Raw genomic sequence first — 22533 nt, forward strand, 5'->3', positions numbered from 1 at the left:
GCGGAGGCCCAGGGAAGCCGAGGATGCAGGGGCTCATGCCGAACATCGCATGGAGCACACGCCAAGCTCTTGCCCGCGGCGCGGGTGGCGAAGGCAGCTTCCATCGTCGGAACTGTCGGTCCGTCACTGTGACGGGTTCGCCGAGGACATCTGCTGCCGCCTGGAAGGCCCGTAGAAAGTCCGACGGCTTTGACCACCCGTGCTCAGCACATGCCAGCTCGAACGGTGTCAGGACGTCCACCTGGTACCTCCGGTGATCTGGTTCATCTCGACGGTAGCGCCTGCGCGGCCGTGCAAAGTCCGGTCTTCGTGGAACGTCCGGGAAAAAGTCCGGTGCAAGGTCCAGCGTCTCGGGTGACTGGGGCGTTCCCTCATATGGAGAGAAAAAGCCGCACTACCCGGAGCTAGGGGAACCACATGGTCGACAAACGACAGGGCGCACAGGCGCTCACCCCGAAACCCAATCAGCCGCGGCAGTTGGTGTTGGCGGGTAAGCCCCAATCGGCCAGCGCGGCACGACAGTTCGCCCGAGAGTACGTGCTGCACTGCACGCCGGACGCAGATGAGGACCACGTCGACACGGTCCTGCTGGTGACGAGCGAACTCGTCACCAACGCCATCCGCTACGGCACCGAACCCGGCGACTCCTTCGCCCTCACCCTCGACAGCCGCGACAGCGTGACACGGGTCGAAGTCCGCGACCCGGTGCGCCGGCATCCGCGGCGGCGACCCGAGTCGCACATGCGGGACCGCGGCCGTGGGCTGCTCATCCTCGACGGGCTGTGTCCCGCATGGGGCGTTGACGACGCCCTGTTCGGAAAGGTCGTCTGGGCCGAGGTGGCAAGGTAACGATGCCCAGCCCCCTGCCCCGCCGCACACCCGAGGATCGTATCCGCCGTGCCACCGTCGCAGACGGCGCCAGCAGCTTCGACGGCTTCCCTCCCATCGACTGGATCAAGGACACCGGCGCCCCTGTCAGCCCGGTCCTCGTGACGTGGGCGGCCGGCCAATGCGCAGTACTACCCATCGGCATCTGCTGGGACGTGGTCCGCCTGCCGATCGACACCGGCAGCGAGGCCCTGCGCCAACTCCACGCCCTGGGCTCCACCATCGGCCCGGCGATAGCCAGCCTGGACAGCGTCGAAGTCCTGGTGCCCGTACACAGCGCCGACGCTTGGGACCTGCCCGGGTGCAGCGTCTTGCAGATCGGCGAGCACCTGGTCGCCCCCTCGCCTCTCTTCGGCGCCCCCAGCGGTGTCGACGGCCGCACATGGCTGCATCGCCCCGGGGCCGACTGCGCCCTCACCAACGGTGACGACCTGTACGCCGCCTTCGCGGCCGCCCTCGCCACGGTCAGCGAGGAGACCGCCCCCTCGACCTCACCGCGCGGCCGCCCCTGAACCACCCCGCCCGCCGAGCTCCGGATTTCCTGCCGGGGCGACGGCGCGGCGGGCGGGGTGACCCACTGCCCCGGCCGGTGCATCCCCCGACGCCGGCCGGGGCTTTTACGATGACGCCCATGGGTGGGATCGACTGGGGGGATGTCCCGACGTGGATAGCCGGAGCGTTTGCTGCGGCCGCGGCGTATTACGCACGCGGAACGCTGCGCAGCCAGCAGCAGCAGATCGACGAACAGCGAGGCTTCATCGCCGAGCAGGCAGCCAACCTCCGGCTCGAACGCGAAGAATTGCGCGCCCAATTGGCTGAGAGAAGAGCGACGCAGGCCCGCAAAATACGGCTGGACGTCACCGCTACCGGAGCCGAACTCTCTGACGAGACAGGCGAACTCATCAACCCGGACCGGTGGCTGGTTGTCGTGCGGAACGAGAGCGAAGCTCCCATCTACGACATCACCGCGCAGTTTGGCGACCTTGCCCCCTAGCGGAGCCAGAGTGGCCACGAGTCGGGAGCATCTGGCTTCTCGGCCCTGGGCCGCTCCGAGACCGGCGAGTTCGGTTCACCGCGCTTCCATGGAGCCATCGAGTTCAGCCGAGCGACCCCGACCGTGCGCTTCACGGACGAGGCTGGCGTTCGGTGGTGCTTGGACGAACAGGAAAAGCTGACCGAGATCCCTGGCCAGTAGTCCGCAGACACCCGTAGCAAACGGCTTCTCGACTCTGGGTGGTCGGCGTTCCGGCAGACCCGCTCGCACATACGGCAGAACCCGGGCAGGACACCCGGCCAGGGCTCTAGCGAGCCTTGATCGCTAACCCTTCGGGCCAGCAGCGGACCAGCTAACGATCTTGACCACGGGTAACTCCGCTGCCCGAGCGGAGCGTTCAGGGCCGCGCCGCAGGTAAGAGCGATCTTTGCAACGGGCCCTGTGGTGGGGCGGCTGGGACTCGAACCCAGGACCGACGGATTATGAGTCCTTTTCGGATCTTCCGATAGGTCTGCGACCCTGCCTCAATCTTCCCGTTTTCGCAGGTCAGCGACCCACAACCGTACTGGCCGCGAACCGGCTTTCCTGATCCTTCCGAGTCCTTCCGTCCCCTGGCCGTCCCCTGGGAGTCATCCGAGAGGTCTCCGAGTGACAGGGGATCAGAGGGTCCGGCAGCATCGACGCAGGTTGTGCGTACGGGCGGCCGAGGATCTGAACTCACACGCAGCGGAGTGCCTTACCGGCGAAGCAGGCTTCCACCCCCTGTGCCGGGAGGTGGAGCGGAGCGGCTTTTCGCAGGTCAGCCGCCTTAGCCAGCGTAGCGCGCAGTTCCGCGTTCACGCTGCCTCTGCGCTATCGAATTCGAGCGGCAGCACGTCGGAGACGACCGTGACCGGATCGTTATTCGTCGATGGCTGAACAGCGAGGTCATATCCGCCACCTGGTGCCGCTCCGGGCTTGTGCTGCTTCTCGATTCCGGTACGGACGGTACGGATGGGGCCGCCCCGGTCGAACCAGCCGTCCGGGTAGATGTGCTGGACGTGGGTGAGCCACCGCCGACCTCGGCGTTCGGGCACCGCTGGAAGGTCGCGCCAGCCGGGGTGGGTGTGGTCGTGGGCGTCCTCGACGGCCTCATCCCTACGGCGCCGGTCGGAGCCCTCCCAGGCGCAGCCGAGGCAGGCCCCGCGGTGGAGGTAGGGCCAGATCTCGCCGGTACCGTCGAGGGCCGGCCGGTCCCAGGAGCGGGCGAGGACGGTGGGCCGGTGGTCGGCGGTGGGCTCGGGCGGTGTGCGGTGGGTGAAGCCGGGTTGTCCCCAGTCGATGCGCCAGATCGGGCGGGAGTTCGTGGCCTTGTCCCGGAAGTGGGGCAGGTAGGCGGTGTGGCGGGCGATGGCGCCGCGCGGTTCGCCGGGAGGGCTGGGCATGAGGTCTCCGTAAGGGGGTGGCCCCGGGCGAGGCTGCCGGGGCCACCGTGGGGCTCAGAGGTTGTCGAAGTCGGCGCGGCCGTCAGCGAATCGCTGCGCGGCTTCGCGGTAGATCGCCAGGAACGCGGCGGGGTCGCACCCGGTGCGGATGCCGTCGATCAGGAGCTTGGCGAGTCTGTGGTCAGGGTCGATGTCGAGCGCGTCCGAGAAGGCGTGGCTGGCGGTGATGGTGTCGTTCTGCCGCCAGGCGACCCAGCCGAGGAGGGTGAGGAGCGGTGGTGCCTTGTCGGCGTGCGGGGGTACGCAGCGTCCGGCGAGGCGGCCCCACAGTTGCCGTTCGGTGGGCAGGTTGTTCTCGTCGCCGGTGGACAGCGCGGCGTCTCGGGTCTCGGGGTCTTGGAGGCCGAGGATGATGCGGGCGGCGATCTCGTCCGTGAGCCGCGGGGGGCCGTTGCGGAAGTCGGCCAGGGCTCGGCCGATGGCGTCGATCGTCCTGTAGCGGGCACGGAGCTGTCCGCGGTGGGTGCTGGCCTGCGTGCCGTGGTACTTGGCGGCAGTGTCGAGGGCTTCGCGCTGGCGGTGCGCCGTGCTGCCGGTGACGGGGCGGTACTCGCTGGCGACCTGGACGGTGTGCTGGACGTGCATCCTGCGCTGATCGTGGTTCTCGCGGGCGGTGGCGAGGAAGTCTCGGGAGTTCTCGCCGTCGATGGTGCCGATATGTATGCCGATGGCCAGGTCGTATTCGGGGTCGGCGGTGATCGCGTGGCGGAGGGCGAGCCGGGCGGCGATGAGGTCGCCTTGCCGCCAGGCGGCGAAGGCGTACAGCGTCAGCGCGGGGACGGCCTCTTGTGTGAACGGGTCGGCGCAGTGCCGGGCGAGGTAGGCCCACAGGCGTCGGGCGTGCGGAAGGTCGTCGTCCGTGTGCACGATGCCGGCGTCCACGGCGTCGTCGTCGTGCAGGCCGACGATGAGTTGTGCGGTCAAGGCATGGTTGAGGGTGGTCGCTCCGGCCCGGAACTGACTCACGGCCGCGTCGATCTGTGCCCAGGTCGTCGTGAGCGTGGCGTCACGTCCGGCATTGGTCGCGCACCGGGAGTTGAACTGGTCGATGGTGCTGTTCAGGTCCTTGAGGAAGTCGGGGTTGGCTGCGGTCGGCCGGAACTCCTTGAGGATGTCGCGGGTGCGCGGACCTGGAGTGCGTCCGAGGCGGGCCATCTGCGCGGTGATGCTGGTGGAGTCGTCGGCGGACGGGAGCGGCTCGCCCTCGCAGCATCCTTCGGTGAGGCACTCGTATGCCCACCACCGGTTCGAGACGAGCCCGATGGTCCGGAGGACTGTGGCGCGTTGTTCATGGAGCGCGGCGGTGAGCCAGTCGCTGACCGGTGCGAGGAGTGTGGCGGTGTCCCACGGGGTCTGATCGGCGCGGGGTTCGCGGCAGAGGTAGACGATGACGCCTTGGCCGGGGTCGTGCCCCTGCCCCTCTTGGGCGTACGCCACGAACTGGCGGGCGGCGAGTTCGGCGGTGGTCTTCCACTCGGCGGGGTCATCGGGCAGGGGGTACGTCATGGTCGGGCCGTCGAAGAAGTCGGAGCCGGGGCTGTGGAGGGCGATGCTGTCGTCCGGGTAGTGGCCGAGGAGGTACGGCAGGCTCTCGGCGAGGTGGGGCAGGCTGGTGACCTGCGCGGTGTTGTCGGTGCTCACTTCAGGTTCCCTCTGCGGTCGGGGTGGGGTCGGACTGCCCGATGCGGGCGGGTGGGGGCGGGGCTGGGATGCCGCGCGGCTTGTTTGTCAGGGCGGGGAGCAGGCGGTCTCGGACGAGTGCGCCGAGGTCGGCGGCCAGGGCTTTGCTGGTGCGCGTGTTGAGGACGGCGTGCCAGGTGCGGCCGGGTTGGAGCCGGGCGTCGCGGGCGGCTTGAGCTTCGGCCTGCTCGGTGGCGGTTGCGTTGTCGGGTATCGGAGGCAGGTCGGGGCCCGCGGTGATCCAGGTCTGTATGGCGATGCCGCGGGGCTGGATGCGCAGGCCGAGGCTGTGGCCGTCGCGATGGTGGTAGACGGTTTTGCGGTCGGGGGTGTCGGTGTCCTCCTTGAGCCAGGGCGGGGCGAGGGGTGGGGCGATCTGGTCGAGGGGCGGAACGTCGATCTCGTCGCGGGCTGCGGCGAAGGCCGGGCGTCGGCGACGGACGACGGGCGTGGTGCCGGGGCGGTCGAAGGTGCCGGTCATGCGACGGGCTCTTTGCTGGGCATCAGTTCGTCGACCAGGTCGAAGGCGCGGCGGAAGGCGGCGAGCGAGTGGGCGGCGCCCACGTACCGGTCGCGTTCCTTGAAGGCTTCGAGGGCTTCGGCGCGGGTCTTGGCGCAGTCGTCTTCCGGGGCGAGCGAGTCGGCGCAGCCGATGAGGCAGCGGGGGCCGAGGTCCCAGATGATCGCGTTGATGGCGGCGCATCCGGCCGACAGCGCGTCGATGTCGTTGCCGTACCAGTGGAAGTCGTGCGGGTCGAGGCCGAGGTCGCGCAGGCGGACGGCGACGGAGCGGAACATGGTCCCGCTGCCGACGGCAGGTTCGAGGAAGGACATGCCCGGCTTCGCGAAGTCCTTGTCGATGGTCATGTTCGCCATCAGGTCCGCGACGGACGACGGCGTGTGGTACTCGCCGCGCCACTTCTTGTCGCTCTTGTGCCGGAGGCCGGTGAGCAGCGGGCTGAGGACGTCGGCTTCGGAGCGTCGCCAGATGTCGTCGTGGCCGGTGAGGTCGAGCAGGCCAGTGTTGATGGCGGCGCGGGTGACGGCGTGGACGGCGCGGAGCTGTTGCTTGTCGGGCTCGGGGTTCCAGGCCCAGTCGTGCAGGCGTATCGCGCGGTTGATGAGGTCGGGTCGGTTGATCCAGTAGCCGAGGTAGATCTCTTTGAGGAGTTGCGGGAGCTGTTCGGGCGTCAGGTTGAGCACCCAGTCCGCGAGGCCGGGGAGGTTGCGCAGCAGGGAGAGCCCGGCGACGGTGCCCAGGGGGACGTCGATGCTGCTGCCGCCGAAGGACTGGAACCAGGCGGTAAGGACGCTGTCCGCGATCTTGCGGGCGTGCTCGCGCGGGTCGCTCTGTGCGGCGTAGCGGCGGGCGGTGATCTTGCCGGTGGTGCGGGCCTGGGACTTGGGCGGGGGCTTCTTCGCCCACGAGGGGGCGGGCCGTGCGGCAGCCGGGGCGGCGGCACGGGGCAGGAGGTCGTCGGTCACGACGGCGGAGTCCTTTCTGCGGGCGCGCATGGGACCGCCCCGGTGCGCGGTGCGCGACCGGGGCGGTGAGCGGGTGTGTGGGAGGGGGGTCAGCCGGTGTGCTGGAGGGAGCTGAGCGTGGCGAAGACGCCGCGCACCTCGATGTCGTAGGCGGCGTTGGGGTATCCGGCTTGGCGCAGCCCGCTGATGAGGAACAACAGGGCTGCCTCGTCCTTGTCCATCTCGCTGATGAGCTGGTCGAAGGTGGCGTCACGGAGCGCGCCGGGGCGGTACTCGTAACCCTGGCGGAGGGTCTTCTCGATGTCTTCGAGGGTCGCGGCGGTCTGCTTGTCGGTGAGGCCGAGGAGCGTGACCCAGGACGCGAGCGTGGCGTCGTCGACGGGGAGCTTCATGCGGGTGGTGCCTTTCGGGTGGGCCCGTGCCCGGCCGCGCGTGCGGCCGGGCACGGGCGGGGTCAGGAGGTGGGGGCAGCGGGGAAAGGGTTGTCGCAGTGGCGCGGGTGGCAGACGGCGTACAGGCCACCGTCAAGTCGTTCGGTGATGACGCCCCATCCGGCCCAGCGCATGACGGCGAGGTAGCCGAGGTCGCCGCCTGCGAATCCGGTCCGGTTCTTGGCGCCGGCGTCGGGTGCGATGAACAGGAAGCCGGGCAGGTGGCCGGTGGTATCCGGCAGGACCTGGAAGCCGGGGCGTAGCTCGTGGACGCCGTCGGTGTGTATGGGCGGGAGCCCGGCGGCGGTCAGGATGCGGATGGCGTCCCGGACCAGCGGGTGGTCGTGGTGCTCGGGCAGTGTGCCGATCCCGGTGTGGATGGGCGGCAGGTACGGGGCGATGCCGACGCTGGCCTTGTAGATGTCCATGAGGAGCAGGGCGTCGTCGCGGCGGCCGGCCCGGCGCATCGCGATGTTGGCGACGATGGCGACGGAGTGCCGGTTGTGGGTGAAGATGCGGCGGAACTGCTCGGCGGACATGCCGGTGTTCACCTGGATGTGGTTGAAGGAGCGGCACGCCAGGCGGAGACCTTCCGCCACGTGTTCGGGTTCGACCCCTATCTGTTTGGCGAGTTCGAGGACTCCGGTGGAGTAGGTGTTCATCTGGGTCTCCAAGAGGACGCTTGCGCGTATGGGTGCGCCCCCGGCGGTAGGTCGGGGGCGCGGGAAGTGTTCCGGTGCGGTGGTTAGCGTCGGCCGCCGCATCCGGCGTGGCCGCAGCCTCCGCAGAAGCCGCCGCTGTTGTACTCGCAGCCGCATCCGTGGTGCTGGCCGGGTTTCACGCCAACTCCCTTCCGGGTTCGGGAACTTCCCGAATTCCTTACTTATATTTTAATGGCAAATACCCTAGAAGCAAGGTGTAGCCGACGGAATGCGAATTGATTTCCCGCAATGCAATTCCTTTAATTCGCGGCCGGGGGAATGAGGTCCGGCCAGCGGACGGCCTCCAGCGCGCGGCGGTGCGAGTCGGGCACGGGCACGGTCGGGTAGCCCAGCCAGTCCAGGCCCATCGCCGCGAGGATCGTCGCGTCGGCCTGGTCGTAACGGCCCGGCCCCTCGCACTCGACGCCGTACCGCTCGATCGCCACGCTGCGGACCATCCCCTTGGAGACCCGGGCGCGGTCCTTGCGCGGCCACTCCTGAGCGGGGTTGGCCCGACCGGTCGCGTAGATCGTGCGGCCGTGCGGCGTCACGACGGCGTACGGAATGCGGTTACGCCACAGGTACTGGGTGACCAGCCACCACAGCCCGGCCAGCTCGTGGTGCCCGGCCTGCCCGCCCTGGGCGTACGCGGCGCCCTCGACCACCACCAGGTCCGTGCCGTCCCACACGCTGTCCGCGACGCCCGCAAGCAGCCAGTCCATCCGCTCGTGGCTGCGGCGGCGTCCGGGCCGGTAGGCACGCGCCCAGCTCGTACCGGCGACGCCAGTCGAGGTCAGCGACAGGTCGAGGCCAACCACCTGCGGCTGCCACGCCCCTTGCTCCTGGACGCTCGGCAGAGTCACCGGGGCGCTCTGCGACTCGGCGGTCACGGAGTACCTCCCGCGCGCCGGATGATCTCCGCCATTGACAGCTCCCGCCGGAACGGGACGCCCATCTCCTCTTCCAGGTCGGCGTACTCACGGGCCAGCTCGGGCCGGAGCCTGGCCGCGCACTCCAGATCGGGGACGGAAGCCAGGACGCACAGGCTGCACGAGAGCCGCGACATGTCGGCGTCGTACGCCCAGTGGTAGGGAAGGCCGCGGTCCCGGATGCGCTGCCACACCTCGGCTTCGCTCCAGCGCAGCACCGGGTACCACTGGGTCACTGTGCGCCGACCGTTGCTGGCCCGCTGGTCGACCTCAACGGCTGGCCTCCGGGCGCGAGCGCGGGACTCCTGTCCACGGAAGCCCATGACGTGCACGATTCGCGCCGGGCGGCCGGCGATCCCGAGGGCGTTCACCTGCTCGGTCATGAACCGGTGGGCTACGCCACGCTTCTCCGACGTGCAGAACCGGGTCGTCAGGTGCGGGAACTGCCCGCGTGCCCGGATGCGGTGGACCAGGGAGGGCCACTTCGTCATACGGCGGACCTCGAACGGCAGTCCGTAGTGGGCTGCCTGACGGCGGGCCAGGTCCACGGTGCCGGGCCATTCCACGCTGTGGTTGCGCGGAGTGCGACCGAGGTCGATATGCAGGACCACGATCCGGTCGCGGACCCCGGCCTCATCGGCCAGGCGTACTCCCTCGTCCATTGAGACGAGGCTGTCCTTGCCGCCGCTGTTGCTCATGATGATGCGATCGGCGGACGCGAGATCGGGAACGGGTTCGACGCCCAACAGGGAGCGGACGCTGACCAGTTCGGTCTGGGCGTTCACTCGGCGTCCCCGCGGGTCGCGGCGGCGCGGTGCTTGGTGATTAGCCGCTCGGCCTCCTCGATGGCCAGGCCCTTGTGGTGGTCGGCCCACTCGCCGTCGTAGCTGCCGAGCGGTCCCCACAGGTACCAGCCGGTGTCGTGGTATCCGTCCTTCGGATTCCGACGGCGGTGCCCCAGTTCCCACCAGCCGTCGCGCCAGCGCACCATGCGCTTCGCGGCCGGATCCGCCACCCAGCCGGCGCGCTCGGCCAGAGTCTGGAGGCGGGCGACGTCCGTGCGCAGCATCGCCGCTTCAGCGGCGGCGGCCAGGTCGCGCGGGGCCGCGTGTTCGGTGCCGCTCGTCTCCGATGTGGATGTGCCAGCCCGCAGACCGAGCCGCTGCACGGCCTGGTCTCGCTGCCGGGCGACGCGCCGCAGCAGGTTCGCCGCGCCGGTTATGCCGCGCACTTCCAGCCACGCCGCGGTGGCGTCGATCTCGACGCCCACGGAAAGGTCGTTCATCTGTCGTGCTCCTTGGGCGGGGCCGTCCGGCGCGTGCCGGACGGCCCCTGGTGTGCGGGCGGTTATGGGCGAGCGCCAGTGGCGGTCTTCGGGTCCTTCTGGATGCAATTGCCGGACTCGGGCACCGCGCGGCGGCCCGTCATGAAGTCCTTGAAGCGCGCACCGGGGCGGTACTTCACGATCCGGCTGGCGCCGATGCTGATCGGTTCGCCCGTCTGCGGGTTGCGCGCGGCGCGCGCCGGGCGGTCCTCGGGGGTGAGGCTGCCGAAGCCCGTGATGGAGACGGGTTCACCGGCCGCGACGGCACGGACGATCGCGTCGAACGTGGTCTCGACGGCGAGAGCCGCCTGAGCGCGGTCTCCGGTCGCGGCGGCAACGACCTTGATGAGTTGGGCCTTGTTCACTGGGAATTCCTCTCGGATCTCTCGCTGTGCCACAGGAGTTGAGGGAGGGGTGCGCCATGCGGCGGGCAGGGGACTGAGCCCGAATCCGGGGTCTGCCTCGTCGTCGCACGTCGCAGTATGGGGGTGTAAAGCATGTTGCATAAATGTCATCTATTTTTTTTCAGTCAGGGAGCCGGATCAGGAGGTTTCCGCCCGCGAGCACCTGGGAGATCGGCAGGGCGACGGCCGCGTAGTCGGCGGAGACGAGCATCGGCTCCTCGTCAGGGCCGGGACGGGCAGGCACTACCCACCCCGTTCCGGTGTGGTCCGCGTACCGCGCTCCCACTTCGAGGAAGGCCCCGGCGAACAGGAACAGGCGGGTGCGCAGCGAGCAGGACCAGCCCTCGCCCGGCGTCGGGCCATCCCAAGTGTAGGGAGCCTGGAGGCCGAGGAAGTCGACTCCGGCCGTCACCATCGTGCCCACCGGGCCGAGGGAGCGGAACTCGATCGGCTCGCCGACCGCGCCGGCGTTGCCCCACAGCGCGAGATCATCGGCGTTGAGCTGCACCGGGCAGTCGACAGCCAAGGGGTGGTTCCGGGCGCCGAGCGCGAGGCGCAGCAGCGCGCGCCAGGGCAGACGGCCTACGTGGGAGGCGGCGGGCACGGTGATCTCGGCGGGACCTTCGGTGAAGCGGAGTTTCTGGTGACCGTCGCTGATGATGTGCTCGACGGTGATGTGGTCGGAGCAATCCAGCCAGCCGCGGAGCGCGGCTGCGTCGTTGTAGCCGACGGGGGCCGTCCACTCGTCTCCCTTGACGGAAGTACGGGCGACGGCGATGGTCCGGTCGCCGCAACCCACGGCGTGCAGGTGGCCCGGGGTGCAGTCGAGGACCAGGACATCGAGGTCGCCGGTGTCGTCGTCCGTCTGGAAACAGTGCGGGGCGACGCGATCGAGGATGGCCGCGAGGTCGGGGGCCTTGATGGTGAACATGCTTTGTCTCCACAGGAGTTGTAGGAGTGGTGATCAGGTGCCGGAGTCCCGCTTGCGGGCCCGGCGGGCCTGCTGAGCGAGCCGTCCGGCTTCCCGGCACAGGGAGCAAGCGCGCTCCCCGCGCCGGTTGTGGGCGCGGGCCCCGGCTTCGGTGCCGTGGGTGATCGGGCGCCGCCCGCGCTCGCGCAGCTCGGCGGGCTGCGCGTCGCCGCAGGTCGCCAGGACCTGCCCGTTGCGCCAGAGGCGTCCGCCGCATACGCCGTCGAACAGGCTCGCGCTCGGCAGAACCAGGTCGATGCACTGCGCGCGGAACGGGCAGTCCCGGCAGACGGCGAGGTGAGCGACCAACGGCTCCGTGGGGGCTTCGGCCGTCGTCTCCTCCGGCGTGAAGCGGAAGTCCCCGGCGCAGGGGGCCTCACTGACCCACCCGTTGCCGCTCATCTGCTCCTCCTCCCGCGCTCAGGCGGTCGGCGGCAGAGGCATCAGGTGCACCTGATCGCTGGTGCTGATGCCGAACGGGTGGGCGTAGTCGCTGGGCAGCGGCATCAGGTGCCGGTCGGCCAGAGCAGGCAGGGCGAGCACTTGGGCCAGGAGCCCGGCGAGTGCCCTGTCGCAGTCGGCCGACCACCGCGGGCGGGGTGTGCGCGCCGGGGTGCCGTCGTCGGCGACGCCTTCGATGATCTCAAGGACCCGTCCGGCCATGCGCTCGTCCACGACGAGCGCGGTCGCCTCCGGGTGGTGCTCGCGGACCAGCTCGGCCATGCGGGCGGCCCGATCGACCGGGGGCAACTCCAGGAGCCAGGAGTTGCCGTCGGAGGCCGTGTTGCGGTGGACGGAGGCCCGCGCCGGCGAGCAATAGGGGACGAGCGCGGTCTGTACGTCGGACTCGACCTGGTCCGCGATGTGGTCGAGCGCGTGCTCGTCCTCCCCGTCACGCTTGTCCCACAGCCAGGGGCAGGCACCCACGGGGCTCGACTGCGCGCCCAGCACGCCGTGCAGGTCGAGAGTCCGGTCGCCGTGGAAGGCGAACGTCACGTAGACCGCCTCGGGGCAGGCGGTGCGGATCTTCGCGGTGATGTGGTCGAGCACCGCGAGGCAGTACGCCTTCTCGGTGCGCAGGCGCTGTTCGTGTAGTTCCTCGCGCTGCGCGCTGAGGACGGCCAACTGGTCATGTGCTGCCGGTGTCATGGCAGGGGTGTCCCTTCTTCTGGGGTGGGATCAGGCGAGGACAGGCTTGAGACGTTCACCGATCCAGGCGGCGACGTTCACGGACACGGCGTTGCCGGCCTGCCGGGTCTGGGCAGCCTTGCTGCCGGTGACCTCGTACGACTCGGGGAACCGCTGCGCGCTCAACTGCTCCCGGGGCTGGAGCATCCGGAAGTAGCAGTCCTCGATGGCGGGCGCGGTCCTCACGACGGCCGCCGAGTCGCGGGTGGAGAGGGTGTGTAGCGGCTGGCCCGCCGTCTTCGGCGCTGCCTTGCGGTACGGGATCACCAGCGTGTTGCCGGCCCGGATACGCACGGCGCCGTCGGGCACGACCAGGCCGTGGTGGCGGGCCGTGAGGACGGTGCTCAGCGGAGCGTCGATCGGTGCGGCGTCGCAGTTGTTGCGGAACTCCACGATGAACGGGTCCGCGGTGACGAGGGCTTCGCTCTCGCGGGTGGTGCGGGTGCGCATCGGCTCGGCGGCCGAGGACGCGGTGTCGTTCCATGAGCCGCCGACCGGCACCAGGAGGGCTTCACCGAGCTTGGCCGTACGGGTCGGCAGCGGCCGGGTGTGCGGGGCGAAGGCGCGGTCGGTGCCGTCCATGCCATGCGTGAGCGTGACCACGGACGGGTCGTAGGGGAACTTCTCCAAACCGGCCGCGATCCGGCGCATCGTGTTCGGCACCAGCGGCTTGGCGCGGTCCCCGATGCGCTGGCCAATGTCGTCCCACATGATCACGTCAGAGGCGGGTCGGACATACGGCTCCACCAGCGCGCGCCCGCAGCGGCCGTGCGGGCACCGGTAGTCGTACTGCTGCTGGTACTTGCCGACCTTGACCTTCGAGTCGCGCCAGCTCTGGCGGGCCTTGACGTCGCACCCGCAGTCGAAGCAGTACGCGAGCGGGCGCGGCGCGAGGTCGGGCCGGCGAATCCCGGCGAGGGTGAACACCAGATAGACGCGGTCGCGCCACTGCGGGGCGTGGGGATTTGCCTCCGAGCCGATGTGCGCGGAGGACGCCGAGACGATCTGGACCCGGTAGCCGAGCTTCTTCATCGCCCGTATCCACTCGGGGAACAGCAGCCAGTCCGTGATGAACTCCACGACGTTCTCCACGACCACGCAGGGGAACCGCTTCGCCTCTGCGGCGCGCAACACGCACCAGGCGGTCACCCTCGTCATCTCGAAGGCTTCCGGGGGCAGTTCGCGCCACTGCTCCTCTTCCTCGAACAAGGCGTCCTGTACGGGGTCGGGGCGCCTCCGGCCGCCGGCGGGACTGATCTCGGTGCAGATGATCGAGGCCCACAGCACCAGGGCCTTCGGGAGCCAGCGCATGGGGTAGTTCTGGATGTCGGCGCAACGCGCCGCCGCGGTCGGGTGGTTGGCCGCGAAGGTGTCGACGGCGGTCTGCCAGTGGTTGATGCCGAGGATCGGCTCGAATCCGGCTTCGAGCAGGCCCTGGCCGTCTCCGCCCGCTCCGCAGAGCAGGTGAATGGATCGGGACAGGGTCTTCGGTCTCCAAGAGTCGGGCCGCCCGGCCCGGTTCGCGGGCCGGGCGGCCGTGGGTCAGGACTGGTCGGTGGCGCGTAACGCGCGGTGGTGATGGCTGTCCTCGATGCCGAGGGCGATGAACCCCAGCAGTTCGAGGGCGCACATGATCAGCAGCCAGATCACCGGTCCGCACCCCCTGCGGGGCACGGCGCGCGGCGCCGCCGGTCAGTCATCGCTGCGGGTGACGCGGATGGTGGTGACGTGCCCGGCGCTCTCGAACAGCGCCATCGGGTAGCCCTCGTGCTCGGGCCGCTGCCACACGCGGCGGTAGCCCTCGTGGCCGGTGAGCCGCCACGACCACTCCGCGAACCGGGCGACGGCGGTGGCCGCGTCCTCGATCCCCGCGGCCTGGTTGTGGTTCGACCCGTACGGGGCCGTGTGCGTGGCGGACACGATCAGCCGAGGTGCACGGCTGGGAACGTCGAGCGCGTCGATGCGGGCCATGAGCGGGATCAGGCTGCTGCCGTGGTGGCGCTGCGGGCCGGTCGGAGTGGAGTCGTACAGGACGGTGTGCTTGCTCGGGTTCTCCACGTCCTGACGGACCGCGATCCAACCGTTCACCTCGGCGGAGTCGACGGGGAGGTTGTCTTCGGAGGCGATGGTCACCTCCGTGCCGTCGCGCAGAGCGGCGCGGACGAAGAACTCGCCGCCGCTGGTCTCGACGTCGGTGACCCAACCCGCGTAGCGCAGCGGCGTGATGACGTGGCTGTAGTTGTGGAACAGCCGCTGCCAGAGCAGGTCGTTGAGGCGGTTGTGATCGGGCAGAGCCGCGATGTTGGTGGTCATGTTCTGGTCTCCAAGAGGGTGTGCACGGCGGGTCCCTATAACGGGTGCACGCCGTTGATAAATGTCACCTATTTCACGCGAACGCGATTCAGATGGTGGGCACTTCACCGCGAGCGAGGATCTGCACCGACCACATGCGACCGCCGCGCGTGACGACGCAGCCGATCATGCGGCCCTGATGGGGCAGGACGAAGCCACTCCCGCCCTGCTCCTCGGCGAGCTCACGGACGAGTTCGCGGACGCCGTGCTCGGCGCACTCAGCAGAGCAATAGAGGTCGTCACCGACTCGCGGGGCGAGGTGCGGGCCATGGATCACTTCCGCGACCACGAAGTAGGCGTCAGGGGAGAGGGCGAGTGCTGAGGTCAAGTCAGTCTCCAAGAGGTCCGCGAGTCGGCCAGTTCCGAACTCATACTTATATCTTAATGGCGTATACCAGGGCGTCAATGTTGGTGATCTTGCGAACGCCCCAGCTATTTGCGGGAGTTGTGGAACTTCTCGCGCCCCATCCGGCTGAGTGCACGCACCCGCTGACGAGCCTCCTCCACGGCCGCGGGATCCGTCCCGGCCACACGGCGCTCCTGCTCGGCGAAGAACTCCCGTAGCCACTCCTGCTGCCCGCGATGCGCCCGGTCGGCTTCCCCGCGCCGCGCCTCCTCACGCCCGGCGCGCGGGTTCGTGCCGCAGCCCCGGCAGTTCGCCACCGGCTGCTCGTGCTTCGGGCAGCCCGCCCGCTGCGGCGCTCCCTGCGCCTCCCCCGACTCCCCTGGGGCGTCAGCCGTGGGGGTAGGGGGGTTGGGAAGAGAAGAGGAAGCAGGGGGAAGAGAAGGGGTTTCCCCAGGGGAACCCGCCCGGTTTCCCTGCGGCAACCCACTGGGTTCCCCCTCGGCAACCCTGCCCTGGACCGATTCAGGGTTCCCCTGGGGCAACCCTGAATCGGCAGCGGCCCGCGCCTCTCCCCGCACGGCGATGTCCTGACGTGTACGGGCGGCCGGCGACGGCTTGCGGCGCGGGGTCTTCCTCGCCAGCCGAGGGTTCTTCGGAGCACGCTGCTGCGCACGCCGACGCTCGATCAGCTCCTCAGTGGACGGGATAGGCGGTACGCCGTGCGGGAAGACCCGGTACTCGGCACGCAGGCCGACCCGGCCGACCGTGACCCGCTCGACCAGGCCGAGGCCGACGAGCTGAGTAACCACCGTGACAACGGTCTTCTCCCCGACGCCAGCCCAGGCCATCATCCGCTCCAGACCCGGCCGAGCGAGCCGGGTCTGGTCATCGGCTGAGTCCGCGATCTTCATCAGCACCGCCTTCTGCGTCTGGTTGATCACCTCCCTCGGCAGGTATGCGGCCACCACCATCAGTTGGATGCTCACCGGTACCTCTCCGTGTCACGTCCTGATACCGCCAGCTCAGGGCGTGGGCGGGGCACGGCGGCCCCACCCACGTTGGCTGGCGTCTCAGGACTTCTTGCTGGCGGTGACGTTGATACTCACCGCGGTCCGCCGGTCGTGATCGAGGCGCGTCGGCACCGGGATGCCGACCTCCTTGAGCGTCGTCTTCATGACCGTCGCGTCGGGCGCCATCGGGACTTCCAGCCCCGCACGGCGATACAGCGAGACCATCGCCTCGACGTCAACGACCTTGGTCGGATTGCCGCCGCTCCACTTCAGCGCGTTTTCGCCGTAGACGCCCGACTCAGAGCCGTCGAGCTTGGCCCGCAGGAACCTCTGCTTCTCCTTGAGCGGCTTGATCTGCTCGGTCACCTCGGCGTACTCGGCCAGCGCCTCGGCGCGCTCGGCATCGTCGTGGATGAGCTGGCTCTGCGGAGAGCGCCCGGAGACCAGCGGTCCCCAGCACGCGGTGCGGAATGGGCAGTGGTCGCAGATCGCACTGATCCCCGGACCTTGGAAGGTGCGGGGCAGGTCCTCCGGTGAGGCGGCGGAGCGGACCTGCTGGACCCACCAGCGGGCGCGGCGGGCGCGGTCGGCCTCGTAGGCGATCTCCTGGACGTAGTCGTCGCCGTTGTCGCGGTTGATGAACCGGAAGCGGATGCGCTCGACGGGCAGGGGTCCGATGTAGGCGAGCTGCCGCTGTCCCCGGACGCTGGCGAAGCCCTCGCTGCGAAGCAGGTCGGCGTACAGGTAGACCTGCCGCAGCTCGGCCTCGCTCGCGCCGTACCGCAGAACGTTGTCCCACTGGTAGGTGCTCTTGGTCTTCACGTCCTCGACGGTCGTCTCCTCGGCCGGGAGCGTGGGGCGCAGCCGCTTCGGGAGCCGAGCCGCGGTGGTGGCGTCGAGCTGGACGGCGTCGATGTGACCCCGGACGGTGTTGTCCTCGACTCGGCGTTCGACGAGCCATCCGTACTCCTCGCGGGCGGCATCGAGTATCCCGGCGTGCAGCCAGGTCCCGAGGATCGCCTTGCGCTTCTCGCCGGTGTCGGTGGGAGTGCGGCCGTGCAGGAGGTATCCGGCGCGGCGGGCGCACACCGTGTCGCTGGCGCCAAGCTTGGTCTGTTGTGAGCGGGGACGGCGTGCGTCCGCCGCGTGGGCGGCGGGCCACAGGCTGACCGGCCGCTCAGGCGCGATGGCCAAGGTGGTCATGGTGTTCTCCAAGAGGATGGGGTACCGCCCGCCGATGACGGGAGGCACCCGGTGTCGTCAGGTCAGGAAGCGGCGCGGCGTGACACGGCGGCCTTTCGGGGCTTGCGCTTCGCCGGGGCCGGAGCCTCCTCGGAGTCGGCGGCGGAGGCCGAGGCGTCCTGCTCCGCTGCCGGAGCCGCCTTCTTCGCCGCACGCGCCCGCTTCCTCGCCGAGGGCTTCGCCGGTTCCGCGTCCGGGTCCTCGGCCGCGGGGACATCCCCGGTCTCACCCTTCGCGCTGTCCCCGGAGTCGTCGCCCCCTTCCAGGCCGGCGGCGGCGCGCAGGCGGCGCGTGGCGTCCTCCGCCTCGCGCACGACGGCGTCGGCGTCGGCGCGTGCCATCTCCTCGTCCACGTACACGCCGGACAGGTCCTGCGGCGCGGCCATGCGCAGCGAGCCGGCTTCCCCGCACTTGCGGATCATGTGAGCGGGCATCTGCTGCCACATCTTCGCCACGACGTACGCGCCCGCCTTGGGGTCGTAGTACGTCGGGGCGAACTCGTCCCAGCGGGCGATGAACGGGAACCGCGCAGTGCCGCGCAGGACGGTGACCTTCACCGCGGCCGGGTACTGCTTGGACAGCCAAACGTCGTGGGCGTTGCCCTCCGGGTCGTAGTAGACGGTGTCCTCGTACGAGATGGATTCCCCGGCCTTGGCCGCCGCCCGGTGGGCGATCGTGCGGAAGCCGTCGATGCCGGTCTGGATGGTCCAGGTCTTCTCGGGCTCGTCCGGGTCGTCGGCGGCCTTCCAGTTCTTGCGGCCGATCATGTAGATCTGCCGCGCGAACGGGTCGAGCCCGGACCGCACGCAGAAGTGGAAGAAGATGGCCAGTTGGGCGCGCGGGGCCTTCGCGAGTCCGGGGCTGATGAGCGACAGGGCGGCCACCTGCCGCGGGTCGAACTCCGTCTGATCGGCGCGCAGGACGACGGCGCTCTGCGCAGCCGCCGAGGTGGACGCCGGGGCCTTTTCGACCACCGCGCCTTCCACGGCGCCCGGTTCATCTGATGGTTGGTTGGTCACGTTCTCTCCAAGAGGTCAATCGGTCCGTAGGTTGCGGACCTCGAATGCGCGCGCCCACTCGGGGTGGCGCTCGATGAGCAACCGCACATATCGCGAGCGGTAGTTGTTGTTGAGGCGGAACTCGTCGCCCTCGGTCGCCGTGGCGTAGCGCCAGCGCAGGACCTCGAAGAGCATCCCGATGCCGACGCGGCGTGCACCGCGCTTGAGGTAGTCGGCAGTCAGGGTCTCCAGCGCATGGAGGACCCAGGGGTTGAGCTGGTGGAACGTCTCGAACTGAGCCTGTATCGAGGCGGGCTGGCCGTCCGGCTGCCGCACGGTGTGGATGACCAGGCCCGGAAGCTCGTCTTGGACGGATGCCACACCAACCTCCAGTAGCCGACTGAAAGAATGTCACCTATCTTGACGGTTGGCGTTCAGATGATCAATCCCCTTGGGAACGATCACACGAGATGTGCTCAATCTCGGCCCCCATGTGCTCGGTTCGGGACCCGTTGGCCGACGAGACCTCCCGCAGCACACGAACCGCAATACGGGAGTCAGGGTCCCCCATGACGTATAGCGCAAGAGCACTCTCGATGACGAAGACCTCTTCGGGCGCCATGATCGCAATCTCGTCGCCGCCTGGCGTCACAATGAACTGCACTGCCACCTCCTCTGAATCGAACCTTCCATGAAGGGGTTACATATATTTTATTGGTGATTCGAGGAAAAGTACAGCGTTTGTGCAGGTCAGAGGCCCTTTCGCGCGTAACGGCCACGAGTGAGGACGCCGCTACCCGGACCGTCGTACGTGCCCTCGCGCAGAGCGGTAACCACTGCCTCGTTCACTTCCCACGGCAAGGTCCGCGCGGTCTTGCGGAGCATCTCGGCGGCGCCGAGGACGGTGTCCAGCATCCAGAGCATCGAACCTGACAGCAGCCAGTCGTGCTCGGGGAAGCGCCCGCTTGCGATCGTCGTGGCCAAGGTCCCCTGAGCCGGCAGGCGGAAGACCTGGATGATCTCGTGCTGGCCCACGATCGGCGGCAGCTCGGTCGCGAGACGCGGCTCCCAGCCCTCACCCTGCTCCGCGATGATCTGTGCCTTCGCATCGTGGTCGACCTGCCGGAAACGAGCCGTCGTCGCGCCCCAACCGGCCGCGAAGCCCAAGGGCCAGTACCGCACCCCGCTGATGACGACAGCGGTCGACGGGTCCAGCACGCTGCCGCGGCTCGGGGAGAGCCACTGCGCGACCTGCTTCGGATCGACGCGGTACAACCTGGCGAACTCCTGGTGCCCGACCAGGTATGGCTTGCGCCGACTCATCCTGCCGCCCTCCGCTGTCCCGACCTGGATGCCGGAGGCAGCGTAGCCGCAGGCGGACGTCCACGTTCGCGGTACTCACTGCTATCGTGGTGGCGGTCTTTCCAAGAGGACCTGATGTGGCCCCTCCGGCACGCCCGGAGGGGCCACATCTATTGCTCCCCAAATCCGCATCAGCGACGGAACGTGATCGTGATCCGCACGGTGCCGACGGTCGCCCCTCCCCCGATCACTCCCACTGCCATTGCCGCCTCCCTGTGCCCGCAGAAAGCCAGAGCGACTACAGCGAATACACAAACCAGCGATACGACCACTGGCGACCAGGCCGCAAGAGTTCTTACTCGATCGTTCGGGCCGCGCGACGGCTCGCCTTGAGCGCAATCTTGCCGACGGTCAGGCATGACGCTCTCCCTGTACTGACCGCTTTCCGCGGCGGGGTATTTCACGCCAGCGACTATTCAGTGGCAGAACATCCTTGTAGAGCCCAAGGGTCGTTGAAATATCCGGATGGGGGTCGCGCGGATAGATGCCGAACTCCCAGGGCGGTTTCCGCATCTCCACTGGAGCGTCGAGAATCCTGCGAAGCTCAAAACCGACAGTGCTTGGATGCGGGATCAACTCACGACCCCCTAATGGGCGATGCCACAGAGCGCCGAAAGGTGGGACGGCTCGGTTGTCAAGGAGGTACCACCCGCCAAGCTCCCGCGAGCGCCACCAGAGAGTCCACTCCCCAGTGCACGAGTAGATTGCGGTCCAGGGCCCGAACCCACAGAGGACCCAATGCCCGGTTCGGATTCCCGCATCCACCACAGCGCGAGACACCGCGAAGGAATATCCATGATGCCCTGGGATCTGTTCAGGACATTCGGCTGAATCGGCGTATGGAATCTTCCATCGCTCCCGAATCCAAAGATCCAGAGCTACCTGATAGCTGAGACCTCTGTCCCTCATCAGGGCACGCACTGCCTGTTTACGATGCCGGTGCTGGACCATTAAGCGTTCCCGCTCTGACGGTCTACCCACGCCTCCGTCTGAACGACACGGCCAACACGCGCAATCCACTTCGGACCTTCGAGCGAGGTGGTTCATCGCGGCGTGGGCACGATGACCGCTCAGGTGGGCGCTGCTACCTACGCCCGGAACCATAGCAGCGGTCCAACCGATCTACCCAACTGACCTTGTATTCACCATCGTTGACTGACTCCGAGCACCAGTCCCGCTATCGCCACCAACACAGCTAGCGTTGGCAGGGGCCACCGCGTTTTCTCCAGCGCCGCCACCCGTTCCTCCAAATCCCCCAGGGCCTTGTCGGCTTGGTCGCTCCTCTGCACGAGCAGCGCGAGCTGGCCGTCGATCCGGGCGAACCCGACCTCCAATGCCGAGCGAAGTTCGGCCAGGGCAAGGGCTACCTGTCCCTCGGGCACGATGCTCTCCTCATCTCTGGGCACCGGCTGTCAGTACTTCGGAGTGGCGGGGTCGCGGTTGAGCGTCAGCCACGACGCCGTCCCGGACCTGCCCAGGACGGTTCCCAGCGTGGACTTCAGCGCGCTGAGCGCGGCGGGTATCGCGGAGACCGCCGCGGCCTGCCACTCCGACAGGGACACGATGTCCGTCGTGCTGGAGGCGACCATCAGACCCAGGAGGGACTGGAGGTAGGTGGCGACGGTACGTTCTGCGACGTCGGCGAGGGCCTGCGGCATGGGGTCGTGCTCCTGGTTCGGGGTGGTCGGATTCGATGCGGGAGCGCCGGCCTGGTACGGAACGCGGAGGTCCGCCCAGGTCCCGGGGCCGGGGGTACCGTCGGCGTCGGCACCTTGGTGGCCGCGCTTGATCTGGTAGGCGGCGTACGAGCGCCGGTGCGCCTCGTTCCACACCGGGCCCGGCGGGGTGTCGTAGGAGTCGCATCCCTCCGCGATCAGCCGCTTCGCCATCGCGGCGATGATCGGGGAGGACCGGCCCTCGCGGAAGAACTCCTTGCCTGGGTACGCCGCGTACTTCGGAGTCGGCTTGGGGTGTGGCATCGGCTTCGGGTCAGGCTTGGGATCGGGTTTCGGCTTCCCGGCGCCGCCCTTGAGGTGATGGGCGACGCGGGCACGGAAGTCGTCCATGTCGATGCCGCCTGGGTCGGGCTTGCCCGGTTGCCACTCCTTGTGACCTATGACGGACCGCTGGTTCCAGCCGTGCGCGCGGCAAACCGCCGCCGCTGCCCGCGCCATCGCGTCGAGCTGCGCCGACGGCCAGGGCTGGCTCCCGGTGTTAATGCACTCGAAGCCGTAAAAGTGCCGATTGCCGTCTGTATCAGCTTCGTTGTCGCGCGGGAGAGTCTTCTTCTCCGCGATGACCGCGAGCAGGACGTCGGTGTCGCCCATGCCGGCGTGGTTACAACGCCCGTACCCGACGAGGTGGATGGTGCCGGAGCGGTCGATCACGCCGTGGCACAGCGGACCGGGCAAGTCCTGGTATCCGGTCCGGCACAGCTCCACCATGTCCTTCTCGGAGCTGTACGGGCCCGTGTGGTGGATCATGATCCCGTTCGCGGGACCCCAGTTGCCGTGCGTGTTGCGGTTGTGGGTGCGCCACTTCCCGTGCTCGACCACGCCGAGCCCGGCACCCTTCAGTACGGACAGGAACCTGTCCGCGCTCAGCGGTGTAGCCACGCGCTTCGTCCATCTCCCCTGCGCCGGATGGCAGTTGGCCGTGACCGCCGAAGCGGTCCGGTCCCTCGGGAGTACGAAGCGGGTGGAGGGTCACCCAGGTCGTCATGCTACCGGCGGTCCACTGAGCCGC

Annotated in this window: 26 protein-coding genes and 1 pseudogene; 3 read left to right on the forward strand and 24 right to left on the reverse strand. The window is 68.9% G+C overall.

The features are described 5' to 3' along the window. Positions 1–417: 417 nt before the first annotated feature. The 3 genes from ACFVST_RS01755 (at position 418) to ACFVST_RS01765 (ending at position 1882) form a co-directional block, all read left to right on the forward strand. The gene (locus tag ACFVST_RS01755) at positions 418–849 is read left to right on the forward strand and encodes an ATP-binding protein (protein ID WP_390145823.1); all 432 of its coding nucleotides are present in this window, start codon (positions 418–420) and stop codon (positions 847–849) included. A 2-nt stretch (positions 850–851) separates the two neighbouring features. Beyond that, a complete protein-coding gene (locus ACFVST_RS01760; RefSeq protein WP_390145825.1) occupies positions 852–1400 on the forward strand; it encodes a hypothetical protein in 549 nt (182 codons plus the stop codon). Between the two features lie 119 nt (positions 1401–1519). After that, positions 1520–1882 carry a hypothetical protein gene (locus tag ACFVST_RS01765; protein WP_390145827.1) on the forward strand — a complete coding sequence of 121 codons (363 nt, stop codon included), beginning with the start codon at positions 1520–1522 and terminating at the stop codon, positions 1880–1882. Between the two features lie 836 nt (positions 1883–2718). Here the strand turns inward: ACFVST_RS01765 and ACFVST_RS01770 are convergent. The 24 genes and pseudogenes from ACFVST_RS01770 to ACFVST_RS01885 all read right to left on the reverse strand — a co-directional run. Then, the gene (locus ACFVST_RS01770; protein ID WP_390145829.1) at positions 2719–3306 is read right to left on the reverse strand and encodes a DUF6349 family protein; all 588 of its coding nucleotides are present in this window, start codon (positions 3304–3306) and stop codon (positions 2719–2721) included. A 54-nt stretch (positions 3307–3360) separates the two neighbouring features. Further along, positions 3361–5007, reverse strand: a complete 1647-nt coding sequence (locus tag ACFVST_RS01775; RefSeq protein WP_390145831.1) for a DUF4192 domain-containing protein — start codon at positions 5005–5007, stop codon at positions 3361–3363. A gap of 1 nt (position 5008) precedes the next feature. After that, positions 5009–5527 carry a hypothetical protein gene (locus ACFVST_RS01780; RefSeq protein WP_390145833.1) on the reverse strand — a complete coding sequence of 173 codons (519 nt, stop codon included), beginning with the start codon at positions 5525–5527 and terminating at the stop codon, positions 5009–5011. Next, a complete protein-coding gene (locus tag ACFVST_RS01785; protein WP_390145835.1) occupies positions 5524–6531 on the reverse strand; it encodes an N-6 DNA methylase in 1008 nt (335 codons plus the stop codon). The genes ACFVST_RS01780 and ACFVST_RS01785 overlap by 4 nt, the downstream gene beginning before the upstream one ends. 89 nt (positions 6532–6620) lie before the next feature. Continuing rightward, positions 6621–6923 carry a hypothetical protein gene (locus ACFVST_RS01790; RefSeq protein ID WP_390145837.1) on the reverse strand — a complete coding sequence of 101 codons (303 nt, stop codon included), beginning with the start codon at positions 6921–6923 and terminating at the stop codon, positions 6621–6623. Between the two features lie 62 nt (positions 6924–6985). Then, the gene (locus tag ACFVST_RS01795; RefSeq protein ID WP_390145839.1) at positions 6986–7624 is read right to left on the reverse strand and encodes a hypothetical protein; all 639 of its coding nucleotides are present in this window, start codon (positions 7622–7624) and stop codon (positions 6986–6988) included. A 299-nt stretch (positions 7625–7923) separates the two neighbouring features. Continuing rightward, positions 7924–8553 carry a hypothetical protein gene (locus tag ACFVST_RS01800; RefSeq protein WP_390145841.1) on the reverse strand — a complete coding sequence of 210 codons (630 nt, stop codon included), beginning with the start codon at positions 8551–8553 and terminating at the stop codon, positions 7924–7926. Further along, positions 8550–9377 carry a phosphoadenosine phosphosulfate reductase family protein gene (locus ACFVST_RS01805; protein WP_390145843.1) on the reverse strand — a complete coding sequence of 276 codons (828 nt, stop codon included), beginning with the start codon at positions 9375–9377 and terminating at the stop codon, positions 8550–8552. Before ACFVST_RS01805 ends, ACFVST_RS01800 begins: the two co-directional genes overlap by 4 nt. Then, positions 9374–9877, reverse strand: coding sequence for a hypothetical protein (locus tag ACFVST_RS01810; protein ID WP_390145845.1), 504 nt, complete (start codon positions 9875–9877; stop codon positions 9374–9376). Before ACFVST_RS01810 ends, ACFVST_RS01805 begins: the two co-directional genes overlap by 4 nt. A gap of 62 nt (positions 9878–9939) precedes the next feature. Continuing rightward, positions 9940–10281 (reverse strand): HU family DNA-binding protein, encoded by a 342-nt coding sequence (locus tag ACFVST_RS01815; protein WP_390145846.1) that lies wholly within the window; start codon positions 10279–10281, stop codon positions 9940–9942. Between the two features lie 160 nt (positions 10282–10441). Beyond that, complete coding sequence (locus tag ACFVST_RS01820; RefSeq protein ID WP_390145848.1) at positions 10442–11251, reverse strand: hypothetical protein; 810 nt, start codon at positions 11249–11251, stop codon at positions 10442–10444. A 33-nt stretch (positions 11252–11284) separates the two neighbouring features. After that, positions 11285–11692: a hypothetical protein gene (locus tag ACFVST_RS01825; RefSeq protein ID WP_390145850.1), complete on the reverse strand. Its 408-nt coding sequence runs from the start codon at positions 11690–11692 to the stop codon at positions 11285–11287. Positions 11693–11710: 18 nt separating this feature from the next. Further along, complete coding sequence (locus ACFVST_RS01830) at positions 11711–12439, reverse strand: hypothetical protein (RefSeq protein ID WP_390145852.1); 729 nt, start codon at positions 12437–12439, stop codon at positions 11711–11713. 30 nt (positions 12440–12469) lie between these two features. Next, on the reverse strand, positions 12470–13960 hold the full coding sequence (locus ACFVST_RS01835; RefSeq protein WP_390146274.1) for a DNA cytosine methyltransferase: 1491 nt from the start codon (positions 13958–13960) through the stop codon (positions 12470–12472). A gap of 210 nt (positions 13961–14170) precedes the next feature. Continuing rightward, positions 14171–14791 (reverse strand): hypothetical protein, encoded by a 621-nt coding sequence (locus tag ACFVST_RS01840; protein WP_390145854.1) that lies wholly within the window; start codon positions 14789–14791, stop codon positions 14171–14173. An 88-nt stretch (positions 14792–14879) separates the two neighbouring features. Then, positions 14880–15158, reverse strand: a complete 279-nt coding sequence (locus ACFVST_RS01845; RefSeq protein ID WP_390145856.1) for a hypothetical protein — start codon at positions 15156–15158, stop codon at positions 14880–14882. A gap of 104 nt (positions 15159–15262) precedes the next feature. Further along, complete coding sequence (locus ACFVST_RS01850) at positions 15263–16162, reverse strand: helix-turn-helix domain-containing protein (protein WP_390145858.1); 900 nt, start codon at positions 16160–16162, stop codon at positions 15263–15265. Between the two features lie 84 nt (positions 16163–16246). Continuing rightward, the gene (locus tag ACFVST_RS01855) at positions 16247–17389 is read right to left on the reverse strand and encodes a PD-(D/E)XK nuclease family protein (RefSeq protein ID WP_390145860.1); all 1143 of its coding nucleotides are present in this window, start codon (positions 17387–17389) and stop codon (positions 16247–16249) included. Positions 17390–17451: 62 nt separating this feature from the next. Next, positions 17452–18447, reverse strand: a complete 996-nt coding sequence (gene bet, locus ACFVST_RS01860) for a phage recombination protein Bet (protein WP_390145861.1) — start codon at positions 18445–18447, stop codon at positions 17452–17454. Between the two features lie 15 nt (positions 18448–18462). After that, positions 18463–18807, reverse strand: coding sequence for a hypothetical protein (locus tag ACFVST_RS01865; protein WP_390145863.1), 345 nt, complete (start codon positions 18805–18807; stop codon positions 18463–18465). A 61-nt stretch (positions 18808–18868) separates the two neighbouring features. Next, positions 18869–19090 carry a hypothetical protein gene (locus tag ACFVST_RS01870; RefSeq protein WP_390145865.1) on the reverse strand — a complete coding sequence of 74 codons (222 nt, stop codon included), beginning with the start codon at positions 19088–19090 and terminating at the stop codon, positions 18869–18871. An 86-nt stretch (positions 19091–19176) separates the two neighbouring features. After that, a complete protein-coding gene (locus ACFVST_RS01875; RefSeq protein WP_390145867.1) occupies positions 19177–19749 on the reverse strand; it encodes a hypothetical protein in 573 nt (190 codons plus the stop codon). Positions 19750–20930: 1181 nt separating this feature from the next. After that, the gene (locus tag ACFVST_RS01880; protein ID WP_390145869.1) at positions 20931–21170 is read right to left on the reverse strand and encodes a hypothetical protein; all 240 of its coding nucleotides are present in this window, start codon (positions 21168–21170) and stop codon (positions 20931–20933) included. Positions 21171–21503: 333 nt separating this feature from the next. Then, positions 21504–22403: pseudogene (locus ACFVST_RS01885) on the reverse strand (peptidoglycan-binding protein); the annotation flags it as partial. Positions 22404–22533 lie beyond the last annotated feature (130 nt).

It is taken from the genome of Streptomyces sp. NPDC058045, from assembly GCF_042885635.1.
GTDB lineage: Bacteria > Actinomycetota > Actinomycetes > Streptomycetales > Streptomycetaceae > Streptomyces.

Coding starts and splice junctions, on each gene's coding strand:
- ACFVST_RS01825 (WP_390145850.1), bottom strand. CDS start 11,692: ATGAGCGGCAACGGGTGGGTCAGTGAGGCCCCCTGCGCCGGGGACTTC.
- ACFVST_RS01770 (WP_390145829.1), bottom strand. CDS start 3,306: ATGCCCAGCCCTCCCGGCGAACCGCGCGGCGCCATCGCCCGCCACACC.
- ACFVST_RS01790 (WP_390145837.1), bottom strand. CDS start 6,923: ATGAAGCTCCCCGTCGACGACGCCACGCTCGCGTCCTGGGTCACGCTC.
- ACFVST_RS01855 (WP_390145860.1), bottom strand. CDS start 17,389: ATGACCACCTTGGCCATCGCGCCTGAGCGGCCGGTCAGCCTGTGGCCC.
- ACFVST_RS01765 (WP_390145827.1), top strand. CDS start 1,520: ATGGGTGGGATCGACTGGGGGGATGTCCCGACGTGGATAGCCGGAGCG.
- ACFVST_RS01760 (WP_390145825.1), top strand. CDS start 852: ATGCCCAGCCCCCTGCCCCGCCGCACACCCGAGGATCGTATCCGCCGT.
- ACFVST_RS01810 (WP_390145845.1), bottom strand. CDS start 9,877: ATGAACGACCTTTCCGTGGGCGTCGAGATCGACGCCACCGCGGCGTGG.
- ACFVST_RS01795 (WP_390145839.1), bottom strand. CDS start 7,624: ATGAACACCTACTCCACCGGAGTCCTCGAACTCGCCAAACAGATAGGG.
- ACFVST_RS01875 (WP_390145867.1), bottom strand. CDS start 19,749: ATGAGTCGGCGCAAGCCATACCTGGTCGGGCACCAGGAGTTCGCCAGG.
- ACFVST_RS01755 (WP_390145823.1), top strand. CDS start 418: ATGGTCGACAAACGACAGGGCGCACAGGCGCTCACCCCGAAACCCAAT.
- ACFVST_RS01830 (WP_390145852.1), bottom strand. CDS start 12,439: ATGACACCGGCAGCACATGACCAGTTGGCCGTCCTCAGCGCGCAGCGC.
- ACFVST_RS01780 (WP_390145833.1), bottom strand. CDS start 5,527: ATGACCGGCACCTTCGACCGCCCCGGCACCACGCCCGTCGTCCGTCGC.
- ACFVST_RS01820 (WP_390145848.1), bottom strand. CDS start 11,251: ATGTTCACCATCAAGGCCCCCGACCTCGCGGCCATCCTCGATCGCGTC.
- ACFVST_RS01840 (WP_390145854.1), bottom strand. CDS start 14,791: ATGACCACCAACATCGCGGCTCTGCCCGATCACAACCGCCTCAACGAC.